Source organism: Ornithinimicrobium sp. CNJ-824, assembly GCF_001942405.1.
GTDB lineage: Bacteria > Actinomycetota > Actinomycetes > Actinomycetales > Dermatophilaceae > Ornithinicoccus > Ornithinicoccus kibberensis.
In genome coordinates, this window is sequence record NZ_MKKA01000055.1 from 88,077 (window position 1) to 111,416 (window position 23,340).

Consider the following 23,340-nt stretch of genomic DNA (forward strand, 5'->3'; position numbering starts at 1 on the left):
ATGCCGGAGGCCTACCGCAAGACGCTGATCCGGCAGATCGCCCAGCACGCGCACTCGGAGATCATCGGGATGCAGCCGGAGGGGAACTGGATCAGCCGGGCCCCCAGCCTGCGCCGCAAGGCGATCCTCATGGCCAAGGTGCAGGACGAGGCCGGGCACGGGCTCTACCTCTACTCGGCGGCCGAGACCCTCGGCGTGGACCGGTCCGAGCTGCTCGACAAGTTGCACTCCGGGCAGCAGAAGTACTCCTCCATCTTCAACTACCCCACCCTGACCTGGGCCGACGTGGCGCGATCGGCTGGCTCGTCGACGGCGCGGCGATCATGAACCAGGTGCCGCTGTGCCGCTGCTCCTACGGCCCCTACGCCCGCGCGATGGTCCGGGTGTGCAAGGAGGAGTCCTTCCACCAGCGGCAGGGCTTCGAGATCCTCTGGACGTTGTCCAAGGGGACCGACGCCCAGCGCGCGATGCTGCAGGACGCCGCGGACCGCTGGTGGTGGCCGGCCCTGATGATGTTCGGGCCGCCGGACTCGGGCGAGAAGGCCACCGAGGGCCACACCGCCCAGTCGATGGCGTGGGGCATCAAGCGGTTCACCAACGACGACCTGCGCCAGAAGTTCGTCGACATGACCGTCCCCCAGGCGCACAAGCTCGGCATCACCCTGCCGACCCGGACCTGCGCTGGAACGAGGAGCGGGGGCACTGGGACTTCGGTCAGATCGACTGGGACGAGTTCTGGCGGGTGCTCAAGGGCGACGGACCCTGCAACGCCCAGCGGATCGCCACCCGGGTCGCCGCCCACGAGGACGGTGCCTGGGTCCGGGAGGCCGCCGCCGCCCACGCCGAGAAGGTCGTCGCCCGGGCGGCCCAGGGGGCGGTGGCATGAGCTCGACCTGGCCCCTGTGGGAGGTCTTCGTGCGGACCCGGCGCGGCCTGTCCCACGGGCACGTGGGGTCCCTGCACGCCCCCGACGCCGAGATGGCCCTGCGCAACGCCCGGGACCTCTACACCCGCCGGCAGGAGGGCGTCTCGATCTGGGTCGTGGCCTCCGAGGACATCACCGCCTCCAGCCCCGACGAGCGCGACAGCTTCTTCGACCCCGCCGCCGACAAGGTCTACCGGCACCCGACGTTCTACGACGTGCCCGAGGACGTGGAGTACCTGTGACCGGCCTGCACACCGCCTACCTGCTGGGGCTGGGCGACGACGCGCTGATCTACGCCCAGCGGCTGGGGGAGTGGCTCACCCACGCCCCCCAGATCGAGGAGGACATGGCCCTGGGCAACGTGGGCCTGGACCTGCTCGGCCAGGCGCGGGCGCTGCTGACCCGGGCCGGCGAGGTCGAGGGCGCGGACCCGCCCCGGGACGAGGACGCGCTGGCGATGCTGCGGGACGAGCGGGAGTTCCGCAACGTGCAGCTCGTCGAGCAGCCGCGCGGCGACTTCGCGCACGAGATGGCCCGGCTGCTGTGGTTCTCGACCTACCAGGCCGAGCTCTACGCCCGCCTGGTCGACTCCGCCGACGAGACCCTCGCCGGCGTGGCCCGCAAGGCGGTCAAGGAGGTCGACTACCACCGCGACCACGCCACCCAGTGGGTGCTGCGGCTCGGCGACGGCACCGAGGAGAGCCATGCCCGCATGCAGGCGGCGCTCGAGGCGGTCCAGCCCTACGTCGCCGAGCTGGGCGAGGACCACGACGCCGCCCGGTGGGCCGCGGACCAGGGCATCGGCGTCCTGCCCTCCACCCTCGTCGAGCCGGTGACCACGGCCGTGCACGACGTGCTCGCCCGCGCGACGCTGACCGTGCCCGACGCGCCCCGCTGGCACGCCCGCGGGGGACGGGAAGGCCTGCACTCCGAGGCCCTGGGCTACCTCCTGGCCGAGATGCAGCACATCGCGCGCAGCCATCCCGGCGCCACCTGGTGAGGGGAGGCGCCGCGGGTATGACGTCTCGCACCGGCACCGGCACCGGCACCGGCACCGCCCGCCCGGACCTCGACGAGGTCGAACGGGCCGTCCGCGCCGTGCCCGACCCCGAGATCCCGGTCATCACCATCGACGACCTGGGCGTCGTCCGGGAGGTCGAGCGCGTGGACACCCCCGAGGGCCCGGGGCTGCGGGTGACGATCACCCCGACCTACTCCGGGTGCCCCGCGATGCGGGTCATGGAGGAGGACGTGGTCGCCGCCGGCCGGCGCGCGGGCGTCCCCGTCGAGGTGGTCACCCGGCTCTCGCCGGCCTGGACGACCGACTGGATGAGCGAGCGGGGCCGCGAGCAGCTCCTGCGCTTCGGCATCGCCCCGCCCACCGGCCAGCGGGCGCACGGGCCGGTGCCCGTCGGGCTGTCCGTGCGCCAGGTCGCCTGCCCCCGGTGCGGGTCGACCGACACCGAGGAGGTGGCCCGCTTCGGGTCGACCGCCTGCAAGGCCCTGCGGCGTTGCCTGGCCTGCCGCGAGCCGTTCGACGAGTTCAAGACCCTCTAGGAGCCTGCGTGTCCCTCCTGCAGCAGCCGACCCGTCGGCGTGCCACCTTCCACGACCTGACCGTCACCCGGGTCGACCGGCTCACCGACGACGCCGTCGCGATCAGCTTCGCCGTGCCCGAGGAGCTGCGCGAGGAGTTCGACTTCAAGCCCGGGCAGCACCTGACCGTGCGGGCGACCGTCGACGGGGAGGACGTGCGGCGGTCCTACTCGTGCTGCATCTCCCGCGGCGAGTCCCGCCGACGCGGCGAGGTCCGGGTGGCCTCCGCCCGCGTCCCCGGCGGGGTGATGTCCACCTGGCTCAACGAGCACGTGCAGCCCGGGGACACCCTGCAGGTGATGAGCCCGCTCGGCTCGTTCGTGTGCCCGACCGACCCGACGGCCGCCCGGCACCACGTGGCGGTCGCCGCCGGCTCGGGCATCACCCCGGTGCTGTCGCTGCTGACCACGGCGCTGGAGGAGGAGCCGCACTCCCGCGCCACCTTGATCTTCGGCAACCGGCGCACCGACTCGATCATGTTCCTCGAGGAGCTCATGGAGCTGAAGAACCGCTTCCCCGGCCGGTTCAGCCTCTTCACCGTGCTCTCCCGGGAGCGGCAGGACCTCGAGCTGTTCACCGGCCGGATCGACCGGGACAAGCTGGAGACGATGCTGGCCACGTTCGTCCCCGAGGACGAGGTGGACGAGTGGTACCTCTGCGGTCCCTTCGGCATGGTCGAGGCCGCCCGCACCGTCCTGGCCGAGCGGGAGGTGCCGCCCGAGCACGTGCACCACGAGATCTTCCACGTCGACGACAGCGGCGGCATCGCGCCGCCGCCGGTCGCCGAGCCGGTCGACCCGGGGGCCCCGCCGGAGGCCGTCGTGACCGTGACCCTCGACGGGCGGACGACGACGGTGCCCATGTCGACGCGGGCGGAGTCGATCCTGGACGCCACCCTGCGGGAGCGGCCGGACGCGCCGTTCTCCTGCACCGGCGGCGTCTGCGGCACCTGCCGGGCCAAGGTCGTCGACGGCGAGGTCCGGATGGACCGCAACTACGCGCTGGAGCCCGACGAGGTCGAGCGCGGCTACCGGCTCATGTGCCAGTCGCACCCGGTGTCGGACACGGTGACCATCGACTACGACGCCTGAGCCGGCGGCACCGGTCGGCCGCCCCCGGGGGCCGGGCGCCGGCGGAGGCGTGACGGCGTCCAGTCGACCCGCCGCAGCGGGTCCAGCGGGGCCAGCTCGGGCGGGGTCGACCCGCCGACGATCGTCTCGGCGAGCAGCTGCCCCGTGACCGGCCCCAGGGTGATCCCCCACATGCCGTGGCCCCCGGCGACGAAGACCCGCTCGGAGGTCGTGCGGCCCACGAGCGGCAGCCCGTCGGCGGTGACCGGGCGGGACCCGACCCACTCGTCCCGACGCTCGTCGAGCGGGATGCCCTGCAGCATCGGCCGGACGGAGTCGACGATGGCCCGGATGCGGCGGGTGTCGAGGGGCTCGTCGGGCCGGCGGAACTCCATCATCCCCGCCACCCGCAGGCGGTCGCCGAGGGGCGTGAGGGCGACCCGGGCCTCGGGCAGGTAGAGCGGGCCCACCGGCATCCGCTCCGGGGTCACGCTGAAGGAGTAGCCCCGGCCGGCCTGGACGACGTGGCGGACCCCGAACGGTGCCACGAGGTCGCCCAGCCACGCCCCCGTCGCGACGACCACCGCGTCGTAGGGGGCTGCGTCGCCCGGCCCGGCGTCCCCGTCCTGCCCGGTGTGCCCACCGGTGTGCCCGCCCCGCCCCGAGGCGTCGGTCCTGCGGGCGCGCACCTCGACCGCGCCGCCGCGGTCGACCAGGTCGGTGACCTCGGCGCCCGTCACCACGGTGCCGCCCCGCTGCCGGACGGCGTCGGCCAGGGCGGCGACGAAGCGGACCGGGTCCAGGTAGCGCTGGCCACGGATGAGCACCGCCGCCTCCACCGCCTCGGAGACCGCCGGCTCACGGCGGCGGGCCTCGTCGCCGGAGACGAGCTCGTGGTCCACCTCACCGCCGGCGGAGGCGATGTGCCGGAACTCCTCCAGCAGCACCTTGACGTTGCGGACGTCGGTGTAGCAGGCGACGAGCGGGTCGGCCTGGTGGACGGTGCCGTCGACACCGTGCCGGACCAGGTGGGAGAAGGAGTCCAGCGACCGGTCGTTGAGGGGCAGCAGGGCCCGCATGGCCTTCTCCCAGCGGCCCATCGTGCTGTGCCGGACGAAACCCCCGACGAAGCGGATCAGCCGAGGGTCCGCCCGGGGCGGGAGGTAGACCGGTGACCCGGGGTTGACGAGCGCCCTGACCCCGTAGCGCAGCACGGCCGGCTCGGGCAGCGGCGTGGCGATCGCCGGGGTCAGCCACCCCGCGTTGCCCCAGGAGGCGCCCGCAGCGACCCCCTCGCGGTCGAGCACGGTGACGTCCACCCCGTGCTCCTGCAGGTGCCAGGCCGTCGCCAGCCCGACCATCCCGGCGCCGACGACGGCGACCCTGCGCATGCCCGACATCCGACCTCCCTGTCGACGTGTTGGGCCCATGGTGGCACCCGCCTGCCGCCGGCGCCGAGCCGGGTCTCACCGGGAGGCCGGGCCCTCACCGGTCGGCCGGCGGGCGGTCCTCAGCCGCGGAGCGTGTGCCAGGCCACCCCGATCTCGTCGAGCAGCTCGCGCAGCAGCGGCAGGCTGACCCCGACCACCGCGTGGTAGTCGCCCTCGATGCCACGCACGTAGGGCCCTCCGAGGCCGTCCACGGTGAACGCCCCCGCGACGGTCAGCGGTTCACCCGTCGCCACGTAGGCCTCGATCTCCTCGTCGGTCAGGTCGGCGAAGTGGACCACCGTCGAGGCCGTCGCGCCGAGGGTCGCCCCCGTCCCGCCCTCCCGGTTGTCGATCACCCAGTGGCCCGTGTGCAGCGTCCCGGAGCGACCACGCATGAGCCGCCACCGTTCGGTGGCCGTGGCCGCGTCCCTGGGCTTGCCGTACATCCGCCCGTCCAGCTCGAGCACCGAGTCGCAGCCCAGCACGAGGGAGTCGGGCTCCTCCTGGCCCACCACCGCCTCGCACTTGGCCCGCGCCAGGGTGAGCGCGACGTCGGCGGGCGGGAGCACGCCATACCTGTCCTGTGCGCGGGTCAGCGCCGCCTCCTCGTCCACGCCCGAGACGACGACCTCCGGCTCCACCCCGGCGCTGGTGAGCGAGGCGAGGCGGGCGGGGGAGGCGGAGGCCAGGACGAGGGGAACCGGCCCGTTCACAGCTCGCCCAGGACGGCCGCGCGCAGGGTGTCCAGCCCGACGCCGCCGATGTCGAGGGCACGACGGTGGAAGGCCTTGAGGTCGAAGGCCTCGCCCTCCCGGCTGCGTGCGCCGTCCCGCAGCTCCAGCCACAGGCGCTCGCCCACCTTGTAGGAGGGCGCCTGTCCCGGCCAGCCCAGGTAGCGGTCCAGCTCGAACCGGACGAACCCCTCGTCCATGTTGACGTGGCGGTTGAGGAACTCCCAGGCCTTGTCGTAGGTCCACTCGCCGCCGCCGACCTCCTCGGGGGCCTCGAACCCGCAGTGCACGCCGATGTCGAGCACGACGCGGGCGGCCCGCAGCGACTGGCCGTCGAGCAGGCCGAGGCGGTCGCCCGGATCGTCCATGTAGCCCAGGTCGGCCATCAGCCACTCGCTGTAGAGCGCCCAGCCCTCGGCGTGCCCGGAGGTCCCCGACGCCAGCCGGCGCCACCGGTTGAGCAGCTCGGAGCGGTAGACGGTCTGGGCGATCTGCAGGTGGTGGCCGGGGACCCCCTCGTGGTAGACGGTGGTCAGCTCGCGCCAGGTGGAGAACCGGGTCACGCCCTTGGGCACCGACCACCACATCCGCCCGGGACGGGAGAAGTCCTCGGACGGGCCGGTGTAGTAGATCCCGCCCGTCTGGCTGGGGGCGATCATGCACTCGATGCGGCGGACCGGCTCGGGGACGTCGAAGTGGGTCCCGGCCAGGTTGGCGACCGCCTCGTCGGCCTTGACCTGCATCCACCCGCGCAGGGCGTCGGTGCCCTCCAGCTGGTAGGCCGGGTCGTCGTCGAGGATCTGGACGGCCTCCTTGACCGAGGCGCCGGGGCGGATCTGCTCGGCCGTCTCCGCCATCATCCGGGTGATGCGGGCCAGCTCCTCCTGCCCCCAGCGGTAGGTCTCCTCCAGGTCGATCACGGCACCGAGGAAGCTGCGGGAGCGCAGGGCGTACAGCTCGCGGCCGCAGGCGTCGGACTCCGGCGCGGTGGGGGCGAGCTCGTCGAGGAAGGTCGCCAGCGCGCCGAAGGCCGCCTTGGCCGAGGTGGCGGCCGCGGCCAGCAGGCCGCGGACCTCCTCGGACTGCCCGGCGGCCTCCTCGAGCAGGGCGTCGAAGGTGCTCGTCCCGTCGCCGGCCTGGTCGCGGCACTGCTCGGCCACCTTGACGACCTGCCGGCGGGGAGCCACCTGGCCCCGCTCGGCAGACCAGGTCAGGGCGGAGGCGTACTGCTCCAGGGCCCGCGGGACGTTGTCCAGGCGCGCGGCGACGGTGCGCCAGTGCTCCTCGGTGTCCTTGGCCATCAGGTCGAAGATGTCCCGGACGGCCTGGGGCGCGGACGCGATGACGTTGAGGTCGACGGGCGCGCGCCCGTCCAGCACCAGGTCGAGCTCCTCGACCTCCAGGCCCAGCCGCTCACGCAGCGCGGCGGCCGTGACCTTGTCGGTGTCGTCCTGCGGCTCGAGCCGGTCGAGCTGCTCCAGGGTGTCGGCGCACAGGTCGCGGTGGGCCCGGAGCCCCTCGACCGACAGGTCGTCGATCCGGTCGTCGGCGCCGGGCACGCCAGGTAGGTCGCCTCGAGGGGGCTGAGGGCCACCGAGGCGTCCAGGTGGGCCTCTGCGAGGCGGTCGATGTCGGTCCAGGAACGGGTCTGCTGCGGGGTCGTCGTCACGGGCCGACGCTACCTCGCAGGACCGACGAGGTGCAGGGCAGGCACTACCCTGCCCCGATGGGCCAGGACTGGGACCCGGAGCACTACTCGCGGTTCGCCGACGAACGGGACCGGCCGTTCGTCGAGCTGCTGGCGCGGGTGCCGGACACCGCCCCCGCCAGGGTGGTCGACCTCGGCTGCGGTCCCGGGCGGGGACTGCTCGCGATGGCCCGCCGGTGGCCGCACGCCGAGATCCTCGGGGTCGACGCCAGCCCGGCGATGGTCCAGGCCGCCCGCGCCGCCGGTGCGTCGGCCGAGGTGGGGGACCTGCGGGCGTGGGCGTCCGTTGACCGGTCGGTGGTGGACCTGCTGGTGACGACCGCGACGCTGCAGTGGGTGCCCGGCCACCTCGAGATGCTGCCGGCCCTGCTGCGCAGGGTCCGGCCAGGAGGCGCCCTGGCCATGTCCGTCCCCGGCAACTTCGGGGAGCCCAGCCACACCCTGCGCCGGGAGATCGCCGCCCGCCCGGACTACGCCCGGCACCTGGCAGGGGTCGCCGAACCGGCCGCCCACGACCCCGTGGACTACCTGGCGGTGCTGGCCGGGGCCGGTGCCGAGGTGGACGCGTGGGAGACGACGTACCTCCACGTCCTGGACCCCGAGGGCCGCGACCCCGACCCCGTCCTCACCTGGGTGTCCGCCACCGGTGCCAGGCCCACCCTGGAGGCCCTGCCCGAGGACCTGCGCGCGCGGTTCGTCGAGGAGTTCGCCGCCGCCCTGCGCCTCGCCTACCCCCGGACCTCCCTGGGGGTGGTGCTGCCCTTCCGGCGGGTGTTCGCGGTGGCCCGCCGCCGCTGACCCCGTCCGTGGCGCGGGGGCCGCAGGAGGTGCCGGCACCGCATACCGTGTCGTCCATGCCCGCACGCGTCCGCTCGACCAACCTGGCCAGTCCCAAGCCCGAGCCGGGCGGCAAGCCCTACGCGACGGGCATCGACAAACGACCGGTGCCCTCGATCGAGGTCTTCGCCCCCGGCCCGTCCTACGGCGACGGGCCCGGCGTGGTCGCCGACCACGTGGGCGACGAGCAGCACCACGGCGGCGCGCACAAGGCCGTCTACGCCTACGCCCGCGAGGAGCTGGACCACTGGGAGCGCGAGCTCTCCCGGGGGCTGTCGGACGGCACCTTCGGCGAGAACCTCACCACCGAGGGGATCGACCTGGAGGCCCTGCTCGTCAATCAGCGGATCAGGGTCGGCGACGACGTCGTGCTCGAGGTGTCGGTGGCGCGCACGCCCTGCTCGACCTTCGCCGGTCACCTGGGGGAGCGGGGCTGGCTGAGGAGGTTCACCGAGCGGGGGCGGTGCGGCGTCTACCTGCGCGTCGTCGCGCCCGGGACGGTGCGTGCGGGCGACGCGGTCGAGGTGCTGGAGCCGCCGGACCACGACGTCGACATGCGGGTGGCCTTCGCCGCAGCGATGGGTGACGACGAGGCCGCCGCCAGGGTGGTGGCCGCCGGCTGCCTGCCGAGGATGTACCACGACCGGCTGGCCGCGCGCCTGCGCGCGCGGGGCTGAACGACCCGCCGCTCAGCGGGGCAGCGCCGAGGCCCTCCACCCGTCGGGGCCGACCGCCGGCCGCGGGCGGGCGAACCGGGCACGGGCCGTCCACAGGGTCCGGCGCCGGGCGTCGCCGCCCGCCCCGCCACCGTCGGAGCCGACGGCGCTGAGCACCACGGCCAGCGCGGCGATCTGCTCGGGGCTGGGGTTGCCCCGCTCCACCCGGATCACCGGCGCGTCCGCGGCCGCACCCTCGGCCGCGGCGCCCTCCGCCGGGGTCGTGGCGCTCACAGCGGGATGTTCCCGTGCTTGCGGGGCGCGCGGCTGGAGCGCTTGGAGCGCAGGTGGCGCAGCGCCCGGGCGACCTGGACCCGGGTCTCGGAGGGCTCGATGACGGCGTCGACGTAGCCGCGTTCGGCGGCCACGTAGGGGTTGGCGAGGGTGTCCTCGTACTCCTGGATCCGGCGCTGCCGCTCGGCCTCGACGTCGCCGCCCTCGGCGGCGACCGCGGCCAGCTCGCGGCGGTAGAGGATGTTGGCCGCGCCCTGGGCGCCCATGACGGCGATCTGCGCGGTCGGCCAGGCCAGGTTGACGTCGGCGCCGAGGTGCTTGGAGCCCATGACGTCGTAGGCGCCGCCGTAGGCCTTGCGGGTGATGACCGTGACGAGCGGGACGGTGGCCTCGGCGTAGGCGTAGAGCAGCTTGGCCCCGCGCCGGATGATGCCGCCGAACTCCTGGTCGGTGCCGGGCAGGAAGCCCGGGACGTCGACGAAGGTGAGGATCGGCAGGTTGAACGCGTCGCAGGTGCGCACGAACCGGGCGGCCTTCTCCGAGGCGTCGATGTCCAGGGTGCCGGCCAGCTGCATCGGCTGGTTGGCCACGACGCCGACGGACCGGCCCTCGACCCGGCCGAACCCGACCACGATGTTGGGGGCGAAGAGCTCCTGGACCTCCAGGAAGTCGCCGTCGTCGACCACCGTCTGGATCGCGGTCCTGATGTCGTAGGGCACGTTGGGGGAGTCGGGGACCAGGGTGTTGAGGGCCTCGTCCTGCTCGTCGACCTCCTCGTCCACGTCGGCGTCGAAGGCCGGCGGGTCCTCGAGGTTGTTCTGCGGCAGGAACCCCAGCAGCTCCTTGACGTAGTCGAGCGCGTCGTCCTCGTCGCTGGCCATGTAGTGCGCCACGCCGGAGGTCGAGTTGTGCGTGCGCGCCCCGCCGAGCTCCTCGAAGGTCACGTCCTCCCCGGTGACGGTCTTGATGACGTCGGGGCCGGTGATGAACATGTGCGAGGTCTGGTCGACCATGACCACGAAGTCGGTGATCGCCGGGGAGTAGACCGCCCCGCCCGCGCACGGGCCCATGACCAGGGAGATCTGCGGGATGACCCCGGAGGCGTCGACGTTGCGGCGGAAGATCTCGGCGTAGAGGCCCAGGGCGACCACGCCCTCCTGGATGCGGGCGCCGCCGGAGTCGTTGATCCCGATCACCGGGCAGCCGATCTTCATCGCCAGGTCCATGACCTTGACGATCTTCTCGCCGAAGACCTCGCCCAGCGACCCGCCGAAGACGGTGAAGTCCTGGGAGAAGACCGCGACCGGGCGGCCGTCGACCGTGCCGTAGCCGGTGACGACCCCGTCGCCGTAGGGCCGGTTGCGCTCCTGCCCGAACGCGGTCGAGCGGTGCCGCGCCAGGGCGTCCAGCTCGGTGAAGCTGCCCTCGTCGAGCAGGGCCTCGACCCGTTCGCGGGCGGTCTTCTTGCCACGGGCGTGCTGCTTCTCCACGGCCTTGGCCGACCCGGCGTGCACGGCCTCGTCCACCCGGGCCCGCAGGTCGGCCAGCCGGCCGGCGGTCGTGCGCATGTCCGGGCCCTCGCCGCTGCTGTCGGCGGGCGGTCCGGCGCTGACGGTCTCACTCATGGGTCCGAACTTACCCTTGACCGCATGACCGTCGTGCGATGGGCCGCGCCCGAGCGGCACGAGTCGATAGGCTCGACCAACACCGAGGCGCTGGGCGACCCCCGGCCCGGCCGGGTCGTCGTCGCCGACCACCAGACCGGGGGTCTGGGGCGGCGCGGGCGCCGGTGGGAGTCGCCGCCGGGCCGGGGACTGGCGGTCAGCGCCGTGGTGCCGGCCGTGGCCCCCGAGGTCATGGGCTGGCTCCCGCTCGCCGCCGGCCTCGCCCTCGTCCGCGCCCTCACCGGGAGCCGCTGGCCGGTGCCGGTCGCCCTCAAGTGGCCCAACGACGTGCTCGCGGTGCTGCGGGCCCCGTCCCCGCACCAGGAACCGGTCCTGACGACCGGGGACGGCCGGGACTGGGGAAAGGTCGCCGGGATCCTGGCCCAGGTGGCCGACGCCCGGGCCGACACGGTGGTCCTCGGTGCCGGTCTCAACGTGGACCACGGGCCGGACGAGCTGCCCGTGCCCACGGCGACCTCCTGGCGGCTGGCGCGCGGTGGTGCGCCGCTGCCCCCCGGGGCGCGGGAGGACCTGCTGCCGCTGTACCTGCACCACCTGGGCTCCCTCCACGCCCGGCTCGCCGGGGGTGCGGCCGGGGCCGTGCGCACGGCATACCTCCAGCGGTGCGTCACGGTCGGGCTGCCGGTGGTGGTGCACCGGCCCGACGGCGGCCGCACCGGGGGCACGGCCGTGGACGTGGACGCGGACGGGGCGCTCGTGGTGGAGGGGCCCGCGGGCCGGACCGTGCACCACGCGGGGGACGTCGCGCACGTCCGGCCGCCGCCGGGGGACGGGTGAGCACCGGCGCGGCCCGGCCGGACGCTACCCTGCCAGCCATGGACGCACCCACGATGCTGCAGGTCACCCGGCACGGAGACGACGGTCACGTGGTCGAGGTGGCGCTGGACCGCCCGGCGTCGATGAACGCCGTCAGCACCGACTTCGCCCGCGAAATCACGGCCACGATGACCGCGCTGTCGGCCGACGAGGGCGTCCGGGCGGTCGTGGTCACCAGCACCTCCCCGCGGGCCTTCTGCGTCGGCGCGGACCTCAAGGAGCGCAACGGCTTCACCGACGCCAGATGATGGACCACCGGCTCGTCACCCGGAAGGCCTACCGCGCCGTCCTCGACCTGCCGATGCCGGCCGTGGCGGCGGTCGAGGGCTTCGCCCTCGGCGGAGGTATGGAGATCGCGCTCAGCTGCGACCTCGTCGTCGCCGGGACGGAGGCGACCGTCGGCCTGCCGGAGGTGGGCGTCGGGGTGGTCCCCGGCGGTGGCGGGACCCAGCTGGTGACCCGCAGGGTCGGCTGGTCGCGGGCCGCGTCGATGATCTTCACCGGCCGCCGGATGACGGCGAAGGAGGCGCACCGGCTGGGCGTCCTCGACGAGCTCGTGGAGGCCGGCACGGCCCGGGACCGCGCCCTGGAGATCGCCGCGCAGATCGCGGGCAACTCCCCGGTGGCCGTCCGCAACGCCAAGCGCGCGATGCGCCTGGGCATGGGGGTCGACCTGGCCGCCGGCCTGGAGATCGAGGACGGAGCCTGGCGGGCGACCGCCTTCAGCGGGGACCGCAAGGAGGGTGTCGCCGCCTTCGCCGAGAAGCGCGCGCCGCGGTGGCCCGGACGTGAGGAGTCACGGGGGCGCATACTGTGTGGTCGGTATCGCCGGTACCGACCGGGCCCCGGACCACGTGAGGAGGACGAGGTGAGCACCAAGGTGCTGCTGGCCGAGGACGACCCGGCCATCTCCGAACCCCTGGCCCGGGCCTTCCGGCGGGAGGGCTACGAGGTGACCGTCGCCGAGGACGGGCGCGCCGCCCTCGCCGAGGGGTCCCGCAACGGGGTCTACGACCTGCTCGTGCTCGACCTGGGCCTGCCCCGGCTCGACGGCCTCGCCGTCTGCCGGGGGCTGCGGGACGCCGGCGTGGGCATCCCCGTCCTCATGCTCACCGCCCGCACCGACGAGATCGACACCGTCGTCGGGCTGGACGCGGGCGCCGACGACTACGTCACCAAGCCGTTCCGCCTCGGGGAGCTGCTCGCCCGGGTCCGGGCGTTGCTGCGCCGGGGCCCCGAGCCGCCGCTGCGTCCCTCTCCCGGGTCGCTGCGCATCGACGTCGACGCCCGTCGGGTCTTCCTCCACGACGAGGAGGTGCGGCTGACGACCAAGGAGTTCGACCTGCTGCGCGTGCTCATGCGCGAGGAGGGACGGGTCGTCCCGCGCGAGGTGCTCATGCGCGAGGTCTGGGACAGCTGGTACGGCTCGACCAAGACGCTCGACATGCACGTCTCGGTGCTGCGCCGCAAGATCGGCGACGACGCCCACGACCCGCGGTACATCGTCACCGTCCGCGGGGTCGGCTTCCGGTTCCAGAACGACCCGCAGGACTAACCCGCCGTGCGGGCGGTCTTCCGCGATCTGGCCCGGCGGGTCACCCTGTCGGTGCTCGGGGTGGTCGTGGGGGTGCTGCTGACGATCGGCTGGATCCTGGCGCAGGTGCAGGCCGCCCTGGGCCCCGAGGCGGAGGGGCTGCCGTGGTGGGGCCTGCTGATCGCGTCGGTGGCGGGGGCCCTGGGCGTGGTCGCCATCGTCTTCCCCCTGGCCCGGCACCAGGCCGACCAGATGGGGGAGACGGTGATCGAGCCGCTGCGCCGGCTGGCGCACCGCGCCGACGAGATGGCCTCCGGCGGGTTCGCCCTCGACCCCGAGGCGCGCCCGGGCCGGTTCGTCGAGCCTGGCCCCTGGCCGCAGAGCGTCCCGGAGATCGACGCGATCGTGCGCGAGGTCGACCGGCACCACACCACCTTCGCCCGGGCGCTGGTCTCGGAACGCTCGTTCGCCGCGGACGCCTCCCACCAGCTGCGCACCCCGCTGGCCGCGCTGCTCCTGCGGCTGGAGGAGATCGCCCAGGCCGACGACGCGGGCGTGGCCCGGCAGGAGGCCGAGATCGCCATCGGCCAGGTCGAACGGCTCACCGGGGTGGTGGACGAGCTGCTCCGCCGCACCCGGGTCGGCCACGCCTCCGGCGGGGGCCTGTGCTCGGTGGACCAGGTGCTCGCCGGGCTGGACGCGGAGTGGTCGCCGGCCCTGGCCGAGGAGGGCCGGGAGATCGACCTGTGGAGCGAGCGGGGGATGATCGTGGAGTCCAGCGCGTCGTCCCTGTCCCAGGTGCTCAACACGCTGGTCGAGAACGCGCTCGTGCACGGGGCGGGCACGGTCCGCGTGCACGCCGGCCGGTCCGGTCCCTCCGCGGTGTTCACCGTCTCCGACGAGGGCCCCGGGATCCCGGTCCGGCTGTCCCGGTCGGTCTTCGACCGGGCGGTGACCACCGGCGGCGGGACCGGCCTGGGGCTGGCCGTGGCCCGGGAGACGGCGGAGTCCCTGGGCGGGCGGATCGAGCTGACCCACCTGAGCCCCCCGGTCTTCTCGCTCTACCTGACCCTCGCCGAGAGGCCCTGAGCGGCCGCCCGCCGCGCCTCGCGCTCCTCCTCGGCCAGCTCCTCGCGGAAGACGAAGGTCCGGTAGGCCCAGAAGCGGAACAGCGTGCCCAGCGCGAGCCCGATCCCGTTCGCGGCGACGTTGTCGGCCAGCTGGCTGTCCAGCCCCAGCACGTAGCGGGAGAAGGCCAGGCAGGCCAGCGCGATGCCCAGGCCGACGGCGTTGAAGAAGAGGAACAGGACCAGCTCGCGGCCCATCGCCTCGCTGCGGCGCCGGCGGAAGGTCCACCACCGGTTGCCCGTCCAGGAGAAGAGCGTGGCGACGCTGGTGGAGACGACCTTGCCGAGCAGCGGGGACCCGGCCATCGGGCCCTCGACCAGGCCGGGCAGGCCGAAGACGAGCAGGTTGTACAGGGTCGTGTCCAGCACGAACGCGACCGCCCCGACGGTTCCGAACTTGGCCACCTCGGCCACCAACGTCCGCCACGCCCCGCGCAGGCGGGCGACCAGGGTCGGGCGGGGTGGGGGCACGGCGGGAGTGTACGCGCCAGGACTGGATAGGCTCGGCGTCCGTGAGCACTCCACCCACCTCATCCCCCTCCCCGCCGCTGCGCGCCGAGGGCGGGTTCCCGGTCGTCGGCATCGTCGGCGGCGGGCAGCTCGCCCGGATGTGCCAGCCCCCCGCGGTCGGGCTCTCGCTGACCCTCTCGGTGCTCGCCGAGGCCGAGGACGCCAGCGCCGCCCTCGTGGTCCCGCACAGCCCCGTCGGCGCGCACACCGACGCCGGGACCGTGCTCGACTGGGCCCGGCACTGCGACGTGGTGACCTTCGACCACGAGCACGTGCCCGCCGAGGTGCTCGAGGAGCTGGTCCGCGCCGGGGTGCCCGTGCACCCCTCGCCGCAGGCCCTCGTGCACGCCCAGGACAAGCTGGTGATGCGCCGTCGGCTCAGCGAGCTCTGCATCCCCTGCCCGGCCTGGGCGACCGCCCGCACGGCCGGCGACGTGGAGGAGTTCGCCGCCCGGGCGGGCTGGCCGGTGGTGGCCAAGACGCCGCGCGGGGGCTACGACGGCAAGGGGGTGCGGGTATGCCGCAGCGTCGCCGACCTCGACGACTGGCTCGCCCAGGTGGGGCGGCCGGGGGCGCTCGCCGACGGGGTGCTGCTCGAGGAGGCGGTCGACTTCACCCGCGAGCTGGCCGTGCTCGTGGCCCGCAGCCCCTCCGGGCAGGCCGCGGCCTGGCCCGTCGTGGAGACCGTCCAGACCGGCGGGATCTGCACCGAGGTGCTGGCCCCGGCCCCCGGCCTGGACGACGACCTGGCGCGGGCGGCCACCGAGGGTGCGCTGCGGGTCGCCGGGGAGCTGGGGGTCACCGGGGTGCTGGCCGTGGAGATGTTCGAGGTGCGGGGTCAGGACGGGCGTCCCGGCTACGTCGTGAACGAGCTGGCGATGCGGCCGCACAACAGCGGGCATTGGACGATCGAGGGCGCGGTCACCGGCCAGTTCGAGCAGCACCTGCGGGCCGTGCTCGACCTGCCGCTCGGCGACCCGTCGGCCCGGTCCGGGTGGACCGTGATGGCCAACGTGCTCGGCGGCGAGCACCCCGACCTCTACCCGACCTACCGCCACCTCATGGCCCGGGACCCGGGGCTGAAGATCCACCTCTACGGCAAGGGGGTGCGGCCCGGGCGCAAGCTGGGCCACGTGACCGTCTTCGGCGACGACCTCGACCCCGACGCCCTGCCCGCGCTCCGGGAGCGGGCGCGGCACGCCGCCGACTACCTGCAGGGAGTGGTGACCGAGTGAGCCCCGACCAGAGCCCCGCCACGCCCCTCGTCGGCCTGGTCATGGGCAGCGACAGCGACTGGCCCGTCATGGAGGCGGCCGCCCAGGTGCTGGAGGAGTTCGGCGTGCCCTACGAGGCCGACGTCGTCTCGGCCCACCGGATGCCGGCCGAGATGATCGACTACGGCCGGTCGGCCGCCGACCGCGGGCTCCGCGTCATCGTCGCCGGGGCCGGCGGGGCCGCCCACCTGCCCGGGATGCTCGCCTCGGTGACGGTGCTGCCGGTGGTCGGCGTGCCCGTGCCGCTGAAGCACCTCGACGGCATGGACTCCCTGCTGTCCATCGTGCAGATGCCGGCCGGCATCCCCGTGGCGACCGTCTCGGTGGCCGGGGCGCGCAACGCCGGTCTGCTGGCGGTGCGCATGCTCGCCGCGGGCGAGGGGGAGCAGGCGGCGACCTGGCGACGGCAGCTGGCCCGGTTCGCCGACGACCTGCGCGACCAGGCGCACGCGAAAGGGGCCCGCCTGCGGCAGCGGCGCGGCTGACGGGCCCCGCGGGGGCGGGCGTGCCGTGGCGGGGCTACGTTGGGGCCATGCGCTTCGGAATTTTCGTCCCCCAGGGCTGGCGGATGGACCTCGTCGGCATCGCCCCCGAGCACCAGTGGGGAGTGATGCGCGACCTCGCCCAGCGGGCGGACGCCGAGGAGGCGTGGGAGTCGCTGTGGGTCTACGACCACTTCCACACGGTCCCCGAGCCCAGCCAGGAGGCCTGCCACGAGGCGTGGTCGCTGATGTCGGCCTTCGCGGCCGTCACCGGCCGGGTCCGGCTCGGCCAGATGTGCACGTGCATGAGCTACCGGGACCCGGCCTACCTGGCCAAGGTCGCCGCCACCGTCGACGTCGTCTCCGGCGGACGGCTGGAGATGGGCATCGGTGCCGGGTGGTACGAGCACGAGTGGCGCGCCTACGGCTACGGCTTCCCCACGGCGGGGGAGCGGCTGGCGCGCCTGCGCGAGGGGGTGGAGATCTTCCGGCAGATGTGGACGACCGGGTCGGCCACCCTCGACGGCGAGCACTACCAGGTCGACGGGGCGATGTGCTGGCCGCGCCCCCTCCAGGGGACCGTCTTCCCCGGGTCGGAGCGCAACGGCATACCCGTCTGGGTCGCCGGTGGCGGGGAGCGCAAGACGCTGCGGATCGCCGCGGAGCACGCCGACTACACCAACTTCGACGGGACGCCCGAGGTCTTCGCCCACAAGTCGGAGGTGCTGCGCGGCCACTGCCAGGACGTCGGGCGCGACGTCGACGAGATCGTCCGCAGCGCCAACTACAACGTCGTGATCGGGCGGGACGAGACCGAGGTCGAGGAACGGCTGGCCTTCGTCAAGGACCTGTTCCTGCGGGCGGGGGTGGCCGAGGAGAAGGCCCGGCAGCAGGTGGACGGGCTGCGGACGCAGCCCGCGGTCGGCACGCCCGAGCAGATCGTGGAGACCCTCCGTGGCCTGCAGGACATCGGGATGACCTACGCCATCACCTACTTCGCCGAGGCCGCCCACGACACCTCCGGGATCGAGCTGTTCGAGGACGAGGTGATCCCCGCGCTGGCGGGCTGAGCCCACGACGGACCGCGGCGTCGGCGGCTGCTGACCCGCGAGTAGGCTGCGGGCCATGAGCGACTTCGACCTGTTCCGGATCAGCGAGGACCACGAGGCGTTGCGCGAGGCGGTGCGCGAGGTCACCGCGGCCCAGATCGCGCCGCACGCCGCGGCCGTCGACGAGGAGGGCCGTTTCCCGGCCGAGGCGCTCACGGCGCTCGTCGCGACCGACTTCCACGCCCCGCACATCCCGGAGGAGTACGACGGGGTGGGCGCCGACGCCCTGGCCACCTGCATCGTCATCGAGGAGGTGGCCCGCGGCTGCGCCAGCTCCTCGCTCATCCCGGCCGTCAACAAGCTCGGCACCATGCCGCTGCTCATCGCCGCCAACGACGACCTCAAGCAGAAGTACCTGCCGCCGGTGGCCCGCGGCGAGGCGATGTTCTCCTACGGTCTCTCCGAGGCCGGTGCCGGGTCCGACACCGCGGGGATGAAGTGCAAGGCGATCAAGGACGGCGACCACTACGTCCTCAACGGGCAGAAGTCCTGGATCACCAACGCCGGGGAGTCGCAGTTCTACACGGTCATGGCCGTCACCGACCCCGACGGGCCGCGGGGACGCAACGTCAGCGCGTTCGTCGTGGAGAAGTCCGACGAGGGCTTCACCTTCGGCGCCCCCGAGAAGAAGATGGGCATCAAGGGCAGCCCCACCCGGGAGCTGCACTTCGACGACTGCCGCATCCCGGCCGACCGGATGGTCGGCGGGCCCGGCGAGGGCCTGAAGATCGCCCTGCGCACCCTCGACCACACCCGCGTCACCATCGGCGCCCAGGCCATCGGCATCGCCCAGGGTGCGCTGGACGCGGCGCTGGCCTACGTCAAGGAGCGCCAGCAGTTCGGCAGGGCCATCGCGGAGTTCCAGGGCGTGCAGTTCATGCTCGCGGACATGGGGATGAAGCTCGAGGCGGCGCGGCAGATGGTCTACGTGGCGGCGGCCAAGTCCGAGCGCGGCGACGACGACCTGACCTTCTTCGGGGCGGCCGCCAAGTGCTACGCCTCCGACGTGGCCATGGAGGTCACCACCGACGCGGTCCAGCTCTTCGGCGGCTACGGCTACACCAAGGACTTCCCGGTGGAGCGGATGATGCGCGACGCCAAGATCACCCAGATCTACGAGGGCACCAACGAGATCCAGCGCATCGTCATGGCGCGCCAGCTGCTCAAGGGGTAGGCCCCTCCCCGGGCCGCGGGCACCGTCCGCGGACAAAAACCCCTCGCCGTCCGTCACGGGGACCGGCCAGACTGGACCCATGAGCGCGCACCCCTGGCAGAGCGTCCTGGACGAGGCCCACCGCCTCGAGGCGGAGGACGGCTTCTCCGGGATCCTGCGGGTCTCCCGCGGCGAGGAGGTGCTGCTCGAGTCCTGCCACGGCCTCGCCGACCGCGCGAACGGCATTCCCGTGCACCCGGGGACCCGGTTCGCCACCGCGTCCCTGAGCAAGATGTTCACCGCCGTCGGGGTCCTCGACGCCGCCGGGCGGGGGGAGGTGGGCGTGCACGACCGGGTGGTGGACGTCCTGCCTCCCGAGCTGCGGCCCCGGACCTGAGCCCGGACGTCACGGTCCACCACCTGCTCTCCCACACGTCGGGCATCGCCGACTACTTCGAGGAGGACGAGGACCTGCCCGGGTACCGGGAGGACTACGGCGACATCTGGGACCGGATCCCCAACTACCGGGTCCGGGACTACGCGGCGCTGCTGCCGCTGTTCGCAGACCTGCCGCCGGTGTGCCCGCCGGGCACCACCTACCACTACAGCAACGCGGGCTACGTGCTGCTGGGGATCCTCCTGTCGCACGTCTCGGGGATGCCCTTCGCCGAGGCCGTGACGACGAGGGTGCTCGGGCCGGCCGGGATGGCGGACAGCGGCTACCCCGCCTTCGACGAGGTCCACCCGGACGTGGCGACCGGCTACCTGCCCCCGCTCGCCCCCGGGCTGCCGTGGCGTACGAACATCTACTCCGTCCACCCCGTCGGCGGCGGCGACGGGGGCGCGGTCGTCACCGCCGCGGACGTCGACCGGTTCCTGCGCGCGGTGCAGCAGGGAGGGGTATGGCGCGGGGTCTCCCCGGCGGACCTGCTCACCCCGCGCGTGCGGGCCGGAGGACGGTGGTCGGTCGGCTACGGGGTCGAGGTCCGCGACGACGGGGTGTTCGGCAAGGACGGCGGGGACCCCGGCGTGTTCTCCGTCTCGCTCCGCCGCCCGGAGGACGGCACGACGCTGGTGGTCCTGGCCAACGTGGACGAGGAGGCGGTCCCCGGGCTGCCCGACCTCACGAGGGCGTTCGTGGGTGCGGTGCTGGGACGCTGAGGCCGGGGGAGCGGCGCGGGCCCCGGGCCGTGCGGGGGCGGCTCAGCCGTCCCCGTCGCCTCCGGGGTCCGGGTCGGGGTCCGGGTCCGGGCCCCGACCCTCCTCGTCGGTGTCCCTCGTGTCCTCGTCCGTGCCGTCCTGGTCGTCCCCTGAGGTGTCCGGGTCGGTCACCGGACTCTCATCCTCGGCCGGGGCGTCCTCGGCCGGGGCCTCCTCGGCCGGCTGGTCCTGCGCCGGTTGGTCCTGCGTCTGGTCCTCGGCCGGGCCCTGCTCGGGCAGCCCCGAGATCGTCGTCGTGCTCCGCAGCACGATGAGCGGATCCAGCTCGGGGCGGGCCACCTGGAGGTTCTCCTGCTGCACGACGGGGGCAGGCCCGCCGTAGTCGTAGGCCACCGTCGTCACCAGGTCCACCCCGCCGTCCGGGCGCCCAGTGCCCACCACCTCCTGCACCTCCACCCGGTCCAGGCCCTCGGCGATCCGGTCGTCGACGGACACCCCGGGCAGGGTGAGCTCCCGCGCCTCGGCGAGCCCCTCGTCGGCGAGCCGGCGGTAGAACTCGCGGGCGGTCTCCTCGGCCTCCTCGACCGACACCGGCTGGCCGGCGGTGGCGGTGGGGCGCTCGGGCGTCCCGCCGAGCCCGCCCGTGGTCGCGATCGTCCACGCGAGCCAGCCCAGCAGCAGGATCAACGGGACGGCCACCAGCCAGGCCAGCAGGCGGCCCCGGCCCCGGCCTCGGCGGGCCGACGGTGCCGGGGCCCGGTCCGCCGGCGGGGCCGCGCCGTCGCCGCCACCCCCGGCGGTGGTCGCCCGGGGCGGGCCGTGCGCCACCACCCGGGTGCGGCGCGGCGTGCACCTGCCTGCGTGGCGGCCGCCTCCTCACGGGTGCGCGCGGCGGCCGCGGCGGCGGCAGCACCCGCCCCGGCCGCACCTGCCCCGGCCGCGAAGGCCGCGCCGCCCGTCTCCTGCCCTCCGCGGGCGACGGCCCGAAGCGCCTCCGCCGCCCGTCGGGCGGTCCACCTCGTGCGGGGATCGGGGTCCAGCATTCCCGCCAGTACCGGGGTCAGCGCACCGGCCCGCTGCGGGGGACGGGGTCGGTCGCGCACGATCGTGTGCAGCTGGGCCACGGGGTTGGCGGCGTCGGGGTAGGGGCGACGTCCCTCCACCGCGGCGTAGAGGGTCGCGCCCAGGGCCCACACGTCGGCCGCCGCCGACGGGTCCTCCCCGGCGGCGACCTCGGGCGAGAAGTAGGCGGCGGTGCCCGAGACCATCCCGGTGCGGGTGAGCTGGTGGTCCTCCTCGGCGCGCGCGATGCCGAAGTCGGTGAGCTTGGCCTCCTGCCCGGTCGCGTCCACGAGCAGCACGTTGCCCGGCTTGACGTCCCGGTGCACGACGCCGGCGCCGTGCGCCGCCGCGAGCGCGGTCGCCATCTGGGCGCCGATGGCGGCGACCTGGCGGACCGGCAGGGTGGCACCGCCCTCCAGGAGCGAGGCCAGCGAGGGGCCGGGCACGTACTCCATGACGATCCAGGGCGCCCCTTCGTGCTCGAAGGCGTCGTAGACGCGCACGACGTGCTCGTGGGCCAGCGCCGCGCTGGTCCGGGCCTCCCGCATGCCGCGGGTCAGCAGCACGTCGGCGTCGGCCTCGCCGGCCACCCGCTTGAGCGCCACCTCGCGCCCCAGGTGCTCGTCGCGGGCGTGCCAGACGGTCCCGCCGCCGCCGCGGCCCAGCGTGCCCAGGATCCGGTAGCGCCCCGCCACCACGTCCGGCCGGGCGCCCGCCGGCGTCTGCCGGGTGGTCTCCAGGTCCGGCCCCTCGTCCTGCCCGGGCACGTCGTTCACGGTTCGATGCTGACAGACTCGCCGCGCCGCAGGGCGCCGAAGAGCTCTGCGGCCCGCTGCTCGTCCCACAGCACGGCGCTGCCCACGGTCGTCTGGTAGTTCGCGTCGGCCACCGGGACGGTCACCGAGACGCCGCCCCCGGAGGCGATCCCCCGCATCGCCAGGGCCATCCGGGCGGCCTCGAGCACGCTGGTGTCCTCGCCCACGGCGACCGCCTCCCCGGTGGCACTGCCGACGTCGTAGAGCCGCACGGGGTTGAGCACGGTGGCGGGGGAGGCCATCCGGGCGACCAGCGCGGCGAGGAACTCCCGCTGGCGCTCCACCCGGCCGATGTCGCCCGCGGGTCGCTGTAGCGCATCCGGACGTAGCCGAGCGCCTCCGGCCCGGTGAGCTCCTGGCAGCCGGCGGCCAGGTCGATGTGCGCCTTCTCGTCCTGGATCGGCGCGTCGAGGCACATCCGGACGCCGCCGACCTCCTCGACGACGCCGACGAACCCGCCGAAGCCGATCTCCAGGTAGCCGTCGAGACGCAGCCCCGTGGCTCCCTCGACGGTCGCCGCGAGCAGCTCGGGACCTCCGATCGAGTGCGCCGCGTTGAGCTTGTCCAGACCGTGGCCGGGCACGTCCACGAAGGAGTCCCGGGGCAGGCTGACGAGCGTGGGCTCGCCGACGGTGGGCACGTGCAGCAGCATGACCGTGTCGGCCCGCGACCCCTCGGCGTAGCCGGTGCCGAACTCGCCGCGCTGCTCCTCGGTCAGCTGGTCGCGGCTGTCGGTGCCGACGAGCAGGTACGCCGAGCCCGCGGACCCCGCGGGTCGGGTGCCCTCGGGGGTGGCGTCCACCCGCACCAGGCCGTTCCACAGCAGGGCGAGGACGACGACCATCGACACCACGTAGGCCGTCAGCGCCAGCCCCAGGACGACGGCGAGGCGGCGCAGGCCGTAGCGGGGTCCCCGGCGACGGCGGGGCGGCCGGGAGGAGGCGGCGCGGCGACCGGTCGGCGGCCTCCCCGGGGGCCCGCCGCCGGACGCGGCCGGACGAGGACCCTGCCGGGGGCGCTCCCGCGGTCGCGGTTGCGGGACCCAGTCGCCGTTCTCGTCGTAGTGCCCCCGCGGCGGCTCCTGCCGCGGGACCGGACGGGTCGCCTCGTCCCCACCCCGGCGACCGTCGTACCCGTCGTACCCCGGGTCCCCTCCGAACCCGTCGTCCCCCTCGAACCCGTCGCCGCCCTCGTAGCCGTCGTACGCCGCGTCCCGGCCGACCGGGTCACCGGGCCGCCGTCCGGTCCGCGGGCGGCGCGGCAGGGGACGGGTCCAGTCATCCTCGGGGCGGTGGGGCACGACGACACAGACTAGGCCAGCGTCCTGTCCGGGTGCTGGGAACCCGCGCGCCCCGGCGATTCCCG

27 protein-coding genes and 2 pseudogenes are annotated in these 23,340 nt (G+C 74.5%); 19 read left to right on the plus strand and 10 right to left on the minus strand.

Annotated elements, in window-relative coordinates; translation table 11 throughout:
- The 6 genes and pseudogenes from paaA to paaE all read left to right on the plus strand — a co-directional run.
- A pseudogene (gene paaA, locus BJF81_RS13350) lies at positions 1 to 620 on the plus strand (1,2-phenylacetyl-CoA epoxidase subunit PaaA); the annotation flags it as partial.
- Positions 621 to 742: 122 nt separating this feature from the next.
- Complete coding sequence (locus tag BJF81_RS21620; RefSeq protein ID WP_446740562.1) at positions 743 to 886, plus strand: hypothetical protein; 144 nt, start codon at positions 743 to 745, stop codon at positions 884 to 886.
- Positions 883 to 1,167: a 1,2-phenylacetyl-CoA epoxidase subunit PaaB gene (paaB, locus tag BJF81_RS13355; protein WP_075958752.1), complete on the plus strand. Its 285-nt coding sequence runs from the start codon at positions 883 to 885 to the stop codon at positions 1,165 to 1,167. Before BJF81_RS21620 ends, paaB begins: the two co-directional genes overlap by 4 nt.
- Positions 1,164 to 1,925, plus strand: coding sequence for a 1,2-phenylacetyl-CoA epoxidase subunit PaaC (gene paaC / locus BJF81_RS13360; protein ID WP_075958753.1), 762 nt, complete (start codon positions 1,164 to 1,166; stop codon positions 1,923 to 1,925). The genes paaB and paaC overlap by 4 nt, the downstream gene beginning before the upstream one ends.
- A gap of 17 nt (positions 1,926 to 1,942) precedes the next feature.
- Entirely contained in the window at positions 1,943 to 2,482 is a 540-nt protein-coding gene (paaD, locus tag BJF81_RS13365) for a 1,2-phenylacetyl-CoA epoxidase subunit PaaD (protein ID WP_075958754.1), read from the plus strand.
- 8 nt (positions 2,483 to 2,490) lie between these two features.
- Positions 2,491 to 3,612 (plus strand): 1,2-phenylacetyl-CoA epoxidase subunit PaaE, encoded by a 1,122-nt coding sequence (paaE, locus tag BJF81_RS13370; protein ID WP_075958755.1) that lies wholly within the window; start codon positions 2,491 to 2,493, stop codon positions 3,610 to 3,612.
- On the opposite strand, the gene BJF81_RS13375 is transcribed toward paaE, so the two are convergent.
- From BJF81_RS13375 to BJF81_RS13385, 3 genes are all read right to left on the minus strand, one after another.
- The gene (locus BJF81_RS13375; RefSeq protein WP_237770239.1) at positions 3,600 to 4,982 is read right to left on the minus strand and encodes an NAD(P)/FAD-dependent oxidoreductase; all 1,383 of its coding nucleotides are present in this window, start codon (positions 4,980 to 4,982) and stop codon (positions 3,600 to 3,602) included. The genes paaE and BJF81_RS13375 overlap by 13 nt on opposite strands.
- A gap of 119 nt (positions 4,983 to 5,101) precedes the next feature.
- Positions 5,102 to 5,734 carry a Maf family protein gene (locus BJF81_RS13380; protein WP_075958757.1) on the minus strand — a complete coding sequence of 211 codons (633 nt, stop codon included), beginning with the start codon at positions 5,732 to 5,734 and terminating at the stop codon, positions 5,102 to 5,104.
- A complete protein-coding gene (locus BJF81_RS13385; RefSeq protein ID WP_342447146.1) occupies positions 5,731 to 7,311 on the minus strand; it encodes a DUF885 domain-containing protein in 1,581 nt (526 codons plus the stop codon). Before BJF81_RS13385 ends, BJF81_RS13380 begins: the two co-directional genes overlap by 4 nt.
- Before the next feature lie 167 nt (positions 7,312 to 7,478).
- On the opposite strand from BJF81_RS13385, the gene BJF81_RS13390 reads away from it, so the two are divergent.
- Positions 7,479 to 8,258, plus strand: a complete 780-nt coding sequence (locus BJF81_RS13390; RefSeq protein WP_075958837.1) for a methyltransferase domain-containing protein — start codon at positions 7,479 to 7,481, stop codon at positions 8,256 to 8,258.
- A 56-nt stretch (positions 8,259 to 8,314) separates the two neighbouring features.
- Positions 8,315 to 8,974: an MOSC domain-containing protein gene (locus BJF81_RS13395; RefSeq protein ID WP_075958758.1), complete on the plus strand. Its 660-nt coding sequence runs from the start codon at positions 8,315 to 8,317 to the stop codon at positions 8,972 to 8,974.
- Between the two features lie 12 nt (positions 8,975 to 8,986).
- Here the strand turns inward: BJF81_RS13395 and BJF81_RS13400 are convergent, their stop codons facing one another.
- Both BJF81_RS13400 and BJF81_RS13405 read right to left on the minus strand, forming a co-directional pair.
- Positions 8,987 to 9,247: an acyl-CoA carboxylase subunit epsilon gene (locus BJF81_RS13400; RefSeq protein WP_075958759.1), complete on the minus strand. Its 261-nt coding sequence runs from the start codon at positions 9,245 to 9,247 to the stop codon at positions 8,987 to 8,989.
- On the minus strand, positions 9,244 to 10,872 hold the full coding sequence (locus BJF81_RS13405) for an acyl-CoA carboxylase subunit beta (protein WP_075958760.1): 1,629 nt from the start codon (positions 10,870 to 10,872) through the stop codon (positions 9,244 to 9,246). The genes BJF81_RS13400 and BJF81_RS13405 overlap by 4 nt, the downstream gene beginning before the upstream one ends.
- Before the next feature lie 24 nt (positions 10,873 to 10,896).
- Here BJF81_RS13405 and BJF81_RS13410 point away from each other — a divergent pair, with 24 nt between their 5' ends.
- The 5 genes and pseudogenes from BJF81_RS13410 to BJF81_RS13430 all read left to right on the plus strand — a co-directional run bounded on the left by BJF81_RS13410 (position 10,897) and on the right by BJF81_RS13430 (position 14,371).
- Entirely contained in the window at positions 10,897 to 11,709 is an 813-nt protein-coding gene (locus BJF81_RS13410) for a biotin--[acetyl-CoA-carboxylase] ligase (protein WP_075958761.1), read from the plus strand.
- 38 nt (positions 11,710 to 11,747) lie between these two features.
- Positions 11,748 to 11,996, plus strand: coding sequence for an enoyl-CoA hydratase/isomerase family protein (locus BJF81_RS21140; RefSeq protein WP_342447147.1), 249 nt, complete (start codon positions 11,748 to 11,750; stop codon positions 11,994 to 11,996).
- 53 nt (positions 11,997 to 12,049) lie between these two features.
- Positions 12,050 to 12,475, plus strand: a pseudogene (locus tag BJF81_RS21145) (enoyl-CoA hydratase-related protein); the annotation flags it as partial.
- 153 nt (positions 12,476 to 12,628) lie between these two features.
- Complete coding sequence (locus tag BJF81_RS13425) at positions 12,629 to 13,303, plus strand: response regulator transcription factor (protein WP_274703403.1); 675 nt, start codon at positions 12,629 to 12,631, stop codon at positions 13,301 to 13,303.
- Between the two features lie 6 nt (positions 13,304 to 13,309).
- Positions 13,310 to 14,371 carry a sensor histidine kinase gene (locus tag BJF81_RS13430; RefSeq protein ID WP_075958763.1) on the plus strand — a complete coding sequence of 354 codons (1,062 nt, stop codon included), beginning with the start codon at positions 13,310 to 13,312 and terminating at the stop codon, positions 14,369 to 14,371.
- On the opposite strand, the gene BJF81_RS13435 is transcribed toward BJF81_RS13430, so the two are convergent.
- Positions 14,344 to 14,880, minus strand: coding sequence for a GtrA family protein (locus BJF81_RS13435; RefSeq protein ID WP_075958764.1), 537 nt, complete (start codon positions 14,878 to 14,880; stop codon positions 14,344 to 14,346). The genes BJF81_RS13430 and BJF81_RS13435 overlap by 28 nt on opposite strands.
- Before the next feature lie 41 nt (positions 14,881 to 14,921).
- Between BJF81_RS13435 and BJF81_RS13440 the strand changes: the two genes are divergently transcribed.
- The 6 genes from BJF81_RS13440 (at position 14,922) to BJF81_RS13465 (ending at position 20,098) form a co-directional block, all read left to right on the plus strand.
- Positions 14,922 to 16,154, plus strand: coding sequence for a 5-(carboxyamino)imidazole ribonucleotide synthase (locus BJF81_RS13440; protein ID WP_075958765.1), 1,233 nt, complete (start codon positions 14,922 to 14,924; stop codon positions 16,152 to 16,154).
- A gap of 41 nt (positions 16,155 to 16,195) precedes the next feature.
- Complete coding sequence (purE, locus tag BJF81_RS13445) at positions 16,196 to 16,678, plus strand: 5-(carboxyamino)imidazole ribonucleotide mutase (RefSeq protein ID WP_075958839.1); 483 nt, start codon at positions 16,196 to 16,198, stop codon at positions 16,676 to 16,678.
- Positions 16,679 to 16,725: 47 nt separating this feature from the next.
- Positions 16,726 to 17,745, plus strand: coding sequence for an LLM class F420-dependent oxidoreductase (locus BJF81_RS13450; protein WP_075958766.1), 1,020 nt, complete (start codon positions 16,726 to 16,728; stop codon positions 17,743 to 17,745).
- Between the two features lie 55 nt (positions 17,746 to 17,800).
- Entirely contained in the window at positions 17,801 to 18,958 is a 1,158-nt protein-coding gene (locus tag BJF81_RS13455; RefSeq protein ID WP_075958767.1) for an acyl-CoA dehydrogenase family protein, read from the plus strand.
- A 79-nt stretch (positions 18,959 to 19,037) separates the two neighbouring features.
- Positions 19,038 to 19,334 (plus strand): serine hydrolase, encoded by a 297-nt coding sequence (locus BJF81_RS20425; protein WP_075958768.1) that lies wholly within the window; start codon positions 19,038 to 19,040, stop codon positions 19,332 to 19,334.
- Positions 19,331 to 20,098 carry a serine hydrolase gene (locus BJF81_RS13465; RefSeq protein ID WP_083664232.1) on the plus strand — a complete coding sequence of 256 codons (768 nt, stop codon included), beginning with the start codon at positions 19,331 to 19,333 and terminating at the stop codon, positions 20,096 to 20,098. The genes BJF81_RS20425 and BJF81_RS13465 overlap by 4 nt, the downstream gene beginning before the upstream one ends.
- A 42-nt stretch (positions 20,099 to 20,140) precedes the next feature.
- Here BJF81_RS13465 and BJF81_RS17660 read toward each other — a convergent pair whose 3' ends face one another.
- The 4 genes from BJF81_RS17660 to BJF81_RS13475 are packed head-to-tail and all read right to left on the minus strand — an operon-like array spanning position 20,141 to position 23,275.
- Positions 20,141 to 20,797, minus strand: a complete 657-nt coding sequence (locus BJF81_RS17660; protein WP_143780855.1) for a hypothetical protein — start codon at positions 20,795 to 20,797, stop codon at positions 20,141 to 20,143.
- A complete protein-coding gene (locus BJF81_RS13470; RefSeq protein ID WP_075958770.1) occupies positions 20,782 to 21,936 on the minus strand; it encodes a serine/threonine-protein kinase in 1,155 nt (384 codons plus the stop codon). Before BJF81_RS13470 ends, BJF81_RS17660 begins: the two co-directional genes overlap by 16 nt.
- Complete coding sequence (locus tag BJF81_RS19860) at positions 21,933 to 22,124, minus strand: hypothetical protein (RefSeq protein WP_237770240.1); 192 nt, start codon at positions 22,122 to 22,124, stop codon at positions 21,933 to 21,935. Before BJF81_RS19860 ends, BJF81_RS13470 begins: the two co-directional genes overlap by 4 nt.
- On the minus strand, positions 22,058 to 23,275 hold the full coding sequence (locus tag BJF81_RS13475; RefSeq protein ID WP_237770241.1) for an LCP family protein: 1,218 nt from the start codon (positions 23,273 to 23,275) through the stop codon (positions 22,058 to 22,060). The genes BJF81_RS19860 and BJF81_RS13475 overlap by 67 nt, the downstream gene beginning before the upstream one ends.
- Between the last annotated feature and the right edge of the window lie 65 nt (positions 23,276 to 23,340).

Bases quoted from the DNA above. Each gene is read 5' to 3' on its own strand.
- BJF81_RS13455 (WP_075958767.1), top strand. From the start codon at position 17,801: ATGAGCGACTTCGACCTGTTCCGGATCAGCGAGGACCACGAGGCGTTG.
- BJF81_RS21140 (WP_342447147.1), top strand. From the start codon at position 11,748: ATGGACGCACCCACGATGCTGCAGGTCACCCGGCACGGAGACGACGGT.
- BJF81_RS13390 (WP_075958837.1), top strand. From the start codon at position 7,479: ATGGGCCAGGACTGGGACCCGGAGCACTACTCGCGGTTCGCCGACGAA.
- paaB (WP_075958752.1), top strand. From the start codon at position 883: ATGAGCTCGACCTGGCCCCTGTGGGAGGTCTTCGTGCGGACCCGGCGC.
- BJF81_RS13450 (WP_075958766.1), top strand. From the start codon at position 16,726: ATGCGCTTCGGAATTTTCGTCCCCCAGGGCTGGCGGATGGACCTCGTC.
- purE (WP_075958839.1), top strand. From the start codon at position 16,196: ATGGGCAGCGACAGCGACTGGCCCGTCATGGAGGCGGCCGCCCAGGTG.
- BJF81_RS13405 (WP_075958760.1), bottom strand. From the start codon at position 10,872: ATGAGTGAGACCGTCAGCGCCGGACCGCCCGCCGACAGCAGCGGCGAG.
- BJF81_RS13375 (WP_237770239.1), bottom strand. From the start codon at position 4,982: ATGCGCAGGGTCGCCGTCGTCGGCGCCGGGATGGTCGGGCTGGCGACG.
- paaD (WP_075958754.1), top strand. From the start codon at position 1,943: ATGACGTCTCGCACCGGCACCGGCACCGGCACCGGCACCGCCCGCCCG.
- BJF81_RS20425 (WP_075958768.1), top strand. From the start codon at position 19,038: ATGAGCGCGCACCCCTGGCAGAGCGTCCTGGACGAGGCCCACCGCCTC.
- BJF81_RS13395 (WP_075958758.1), top strand. From the start codon at position 8,315: ATGCCCGCACGCGTCCGCTCGACCAACCTGGCCAGTCCCAAGCCCGAG.
- BJF81_RS13410 (WP_075958761.1), top strand. From the start codon at position 10,897: ATGACCGTCGTGCGATGGGCCGCGCCCGAGCGGCACGAGTCGATAGGC.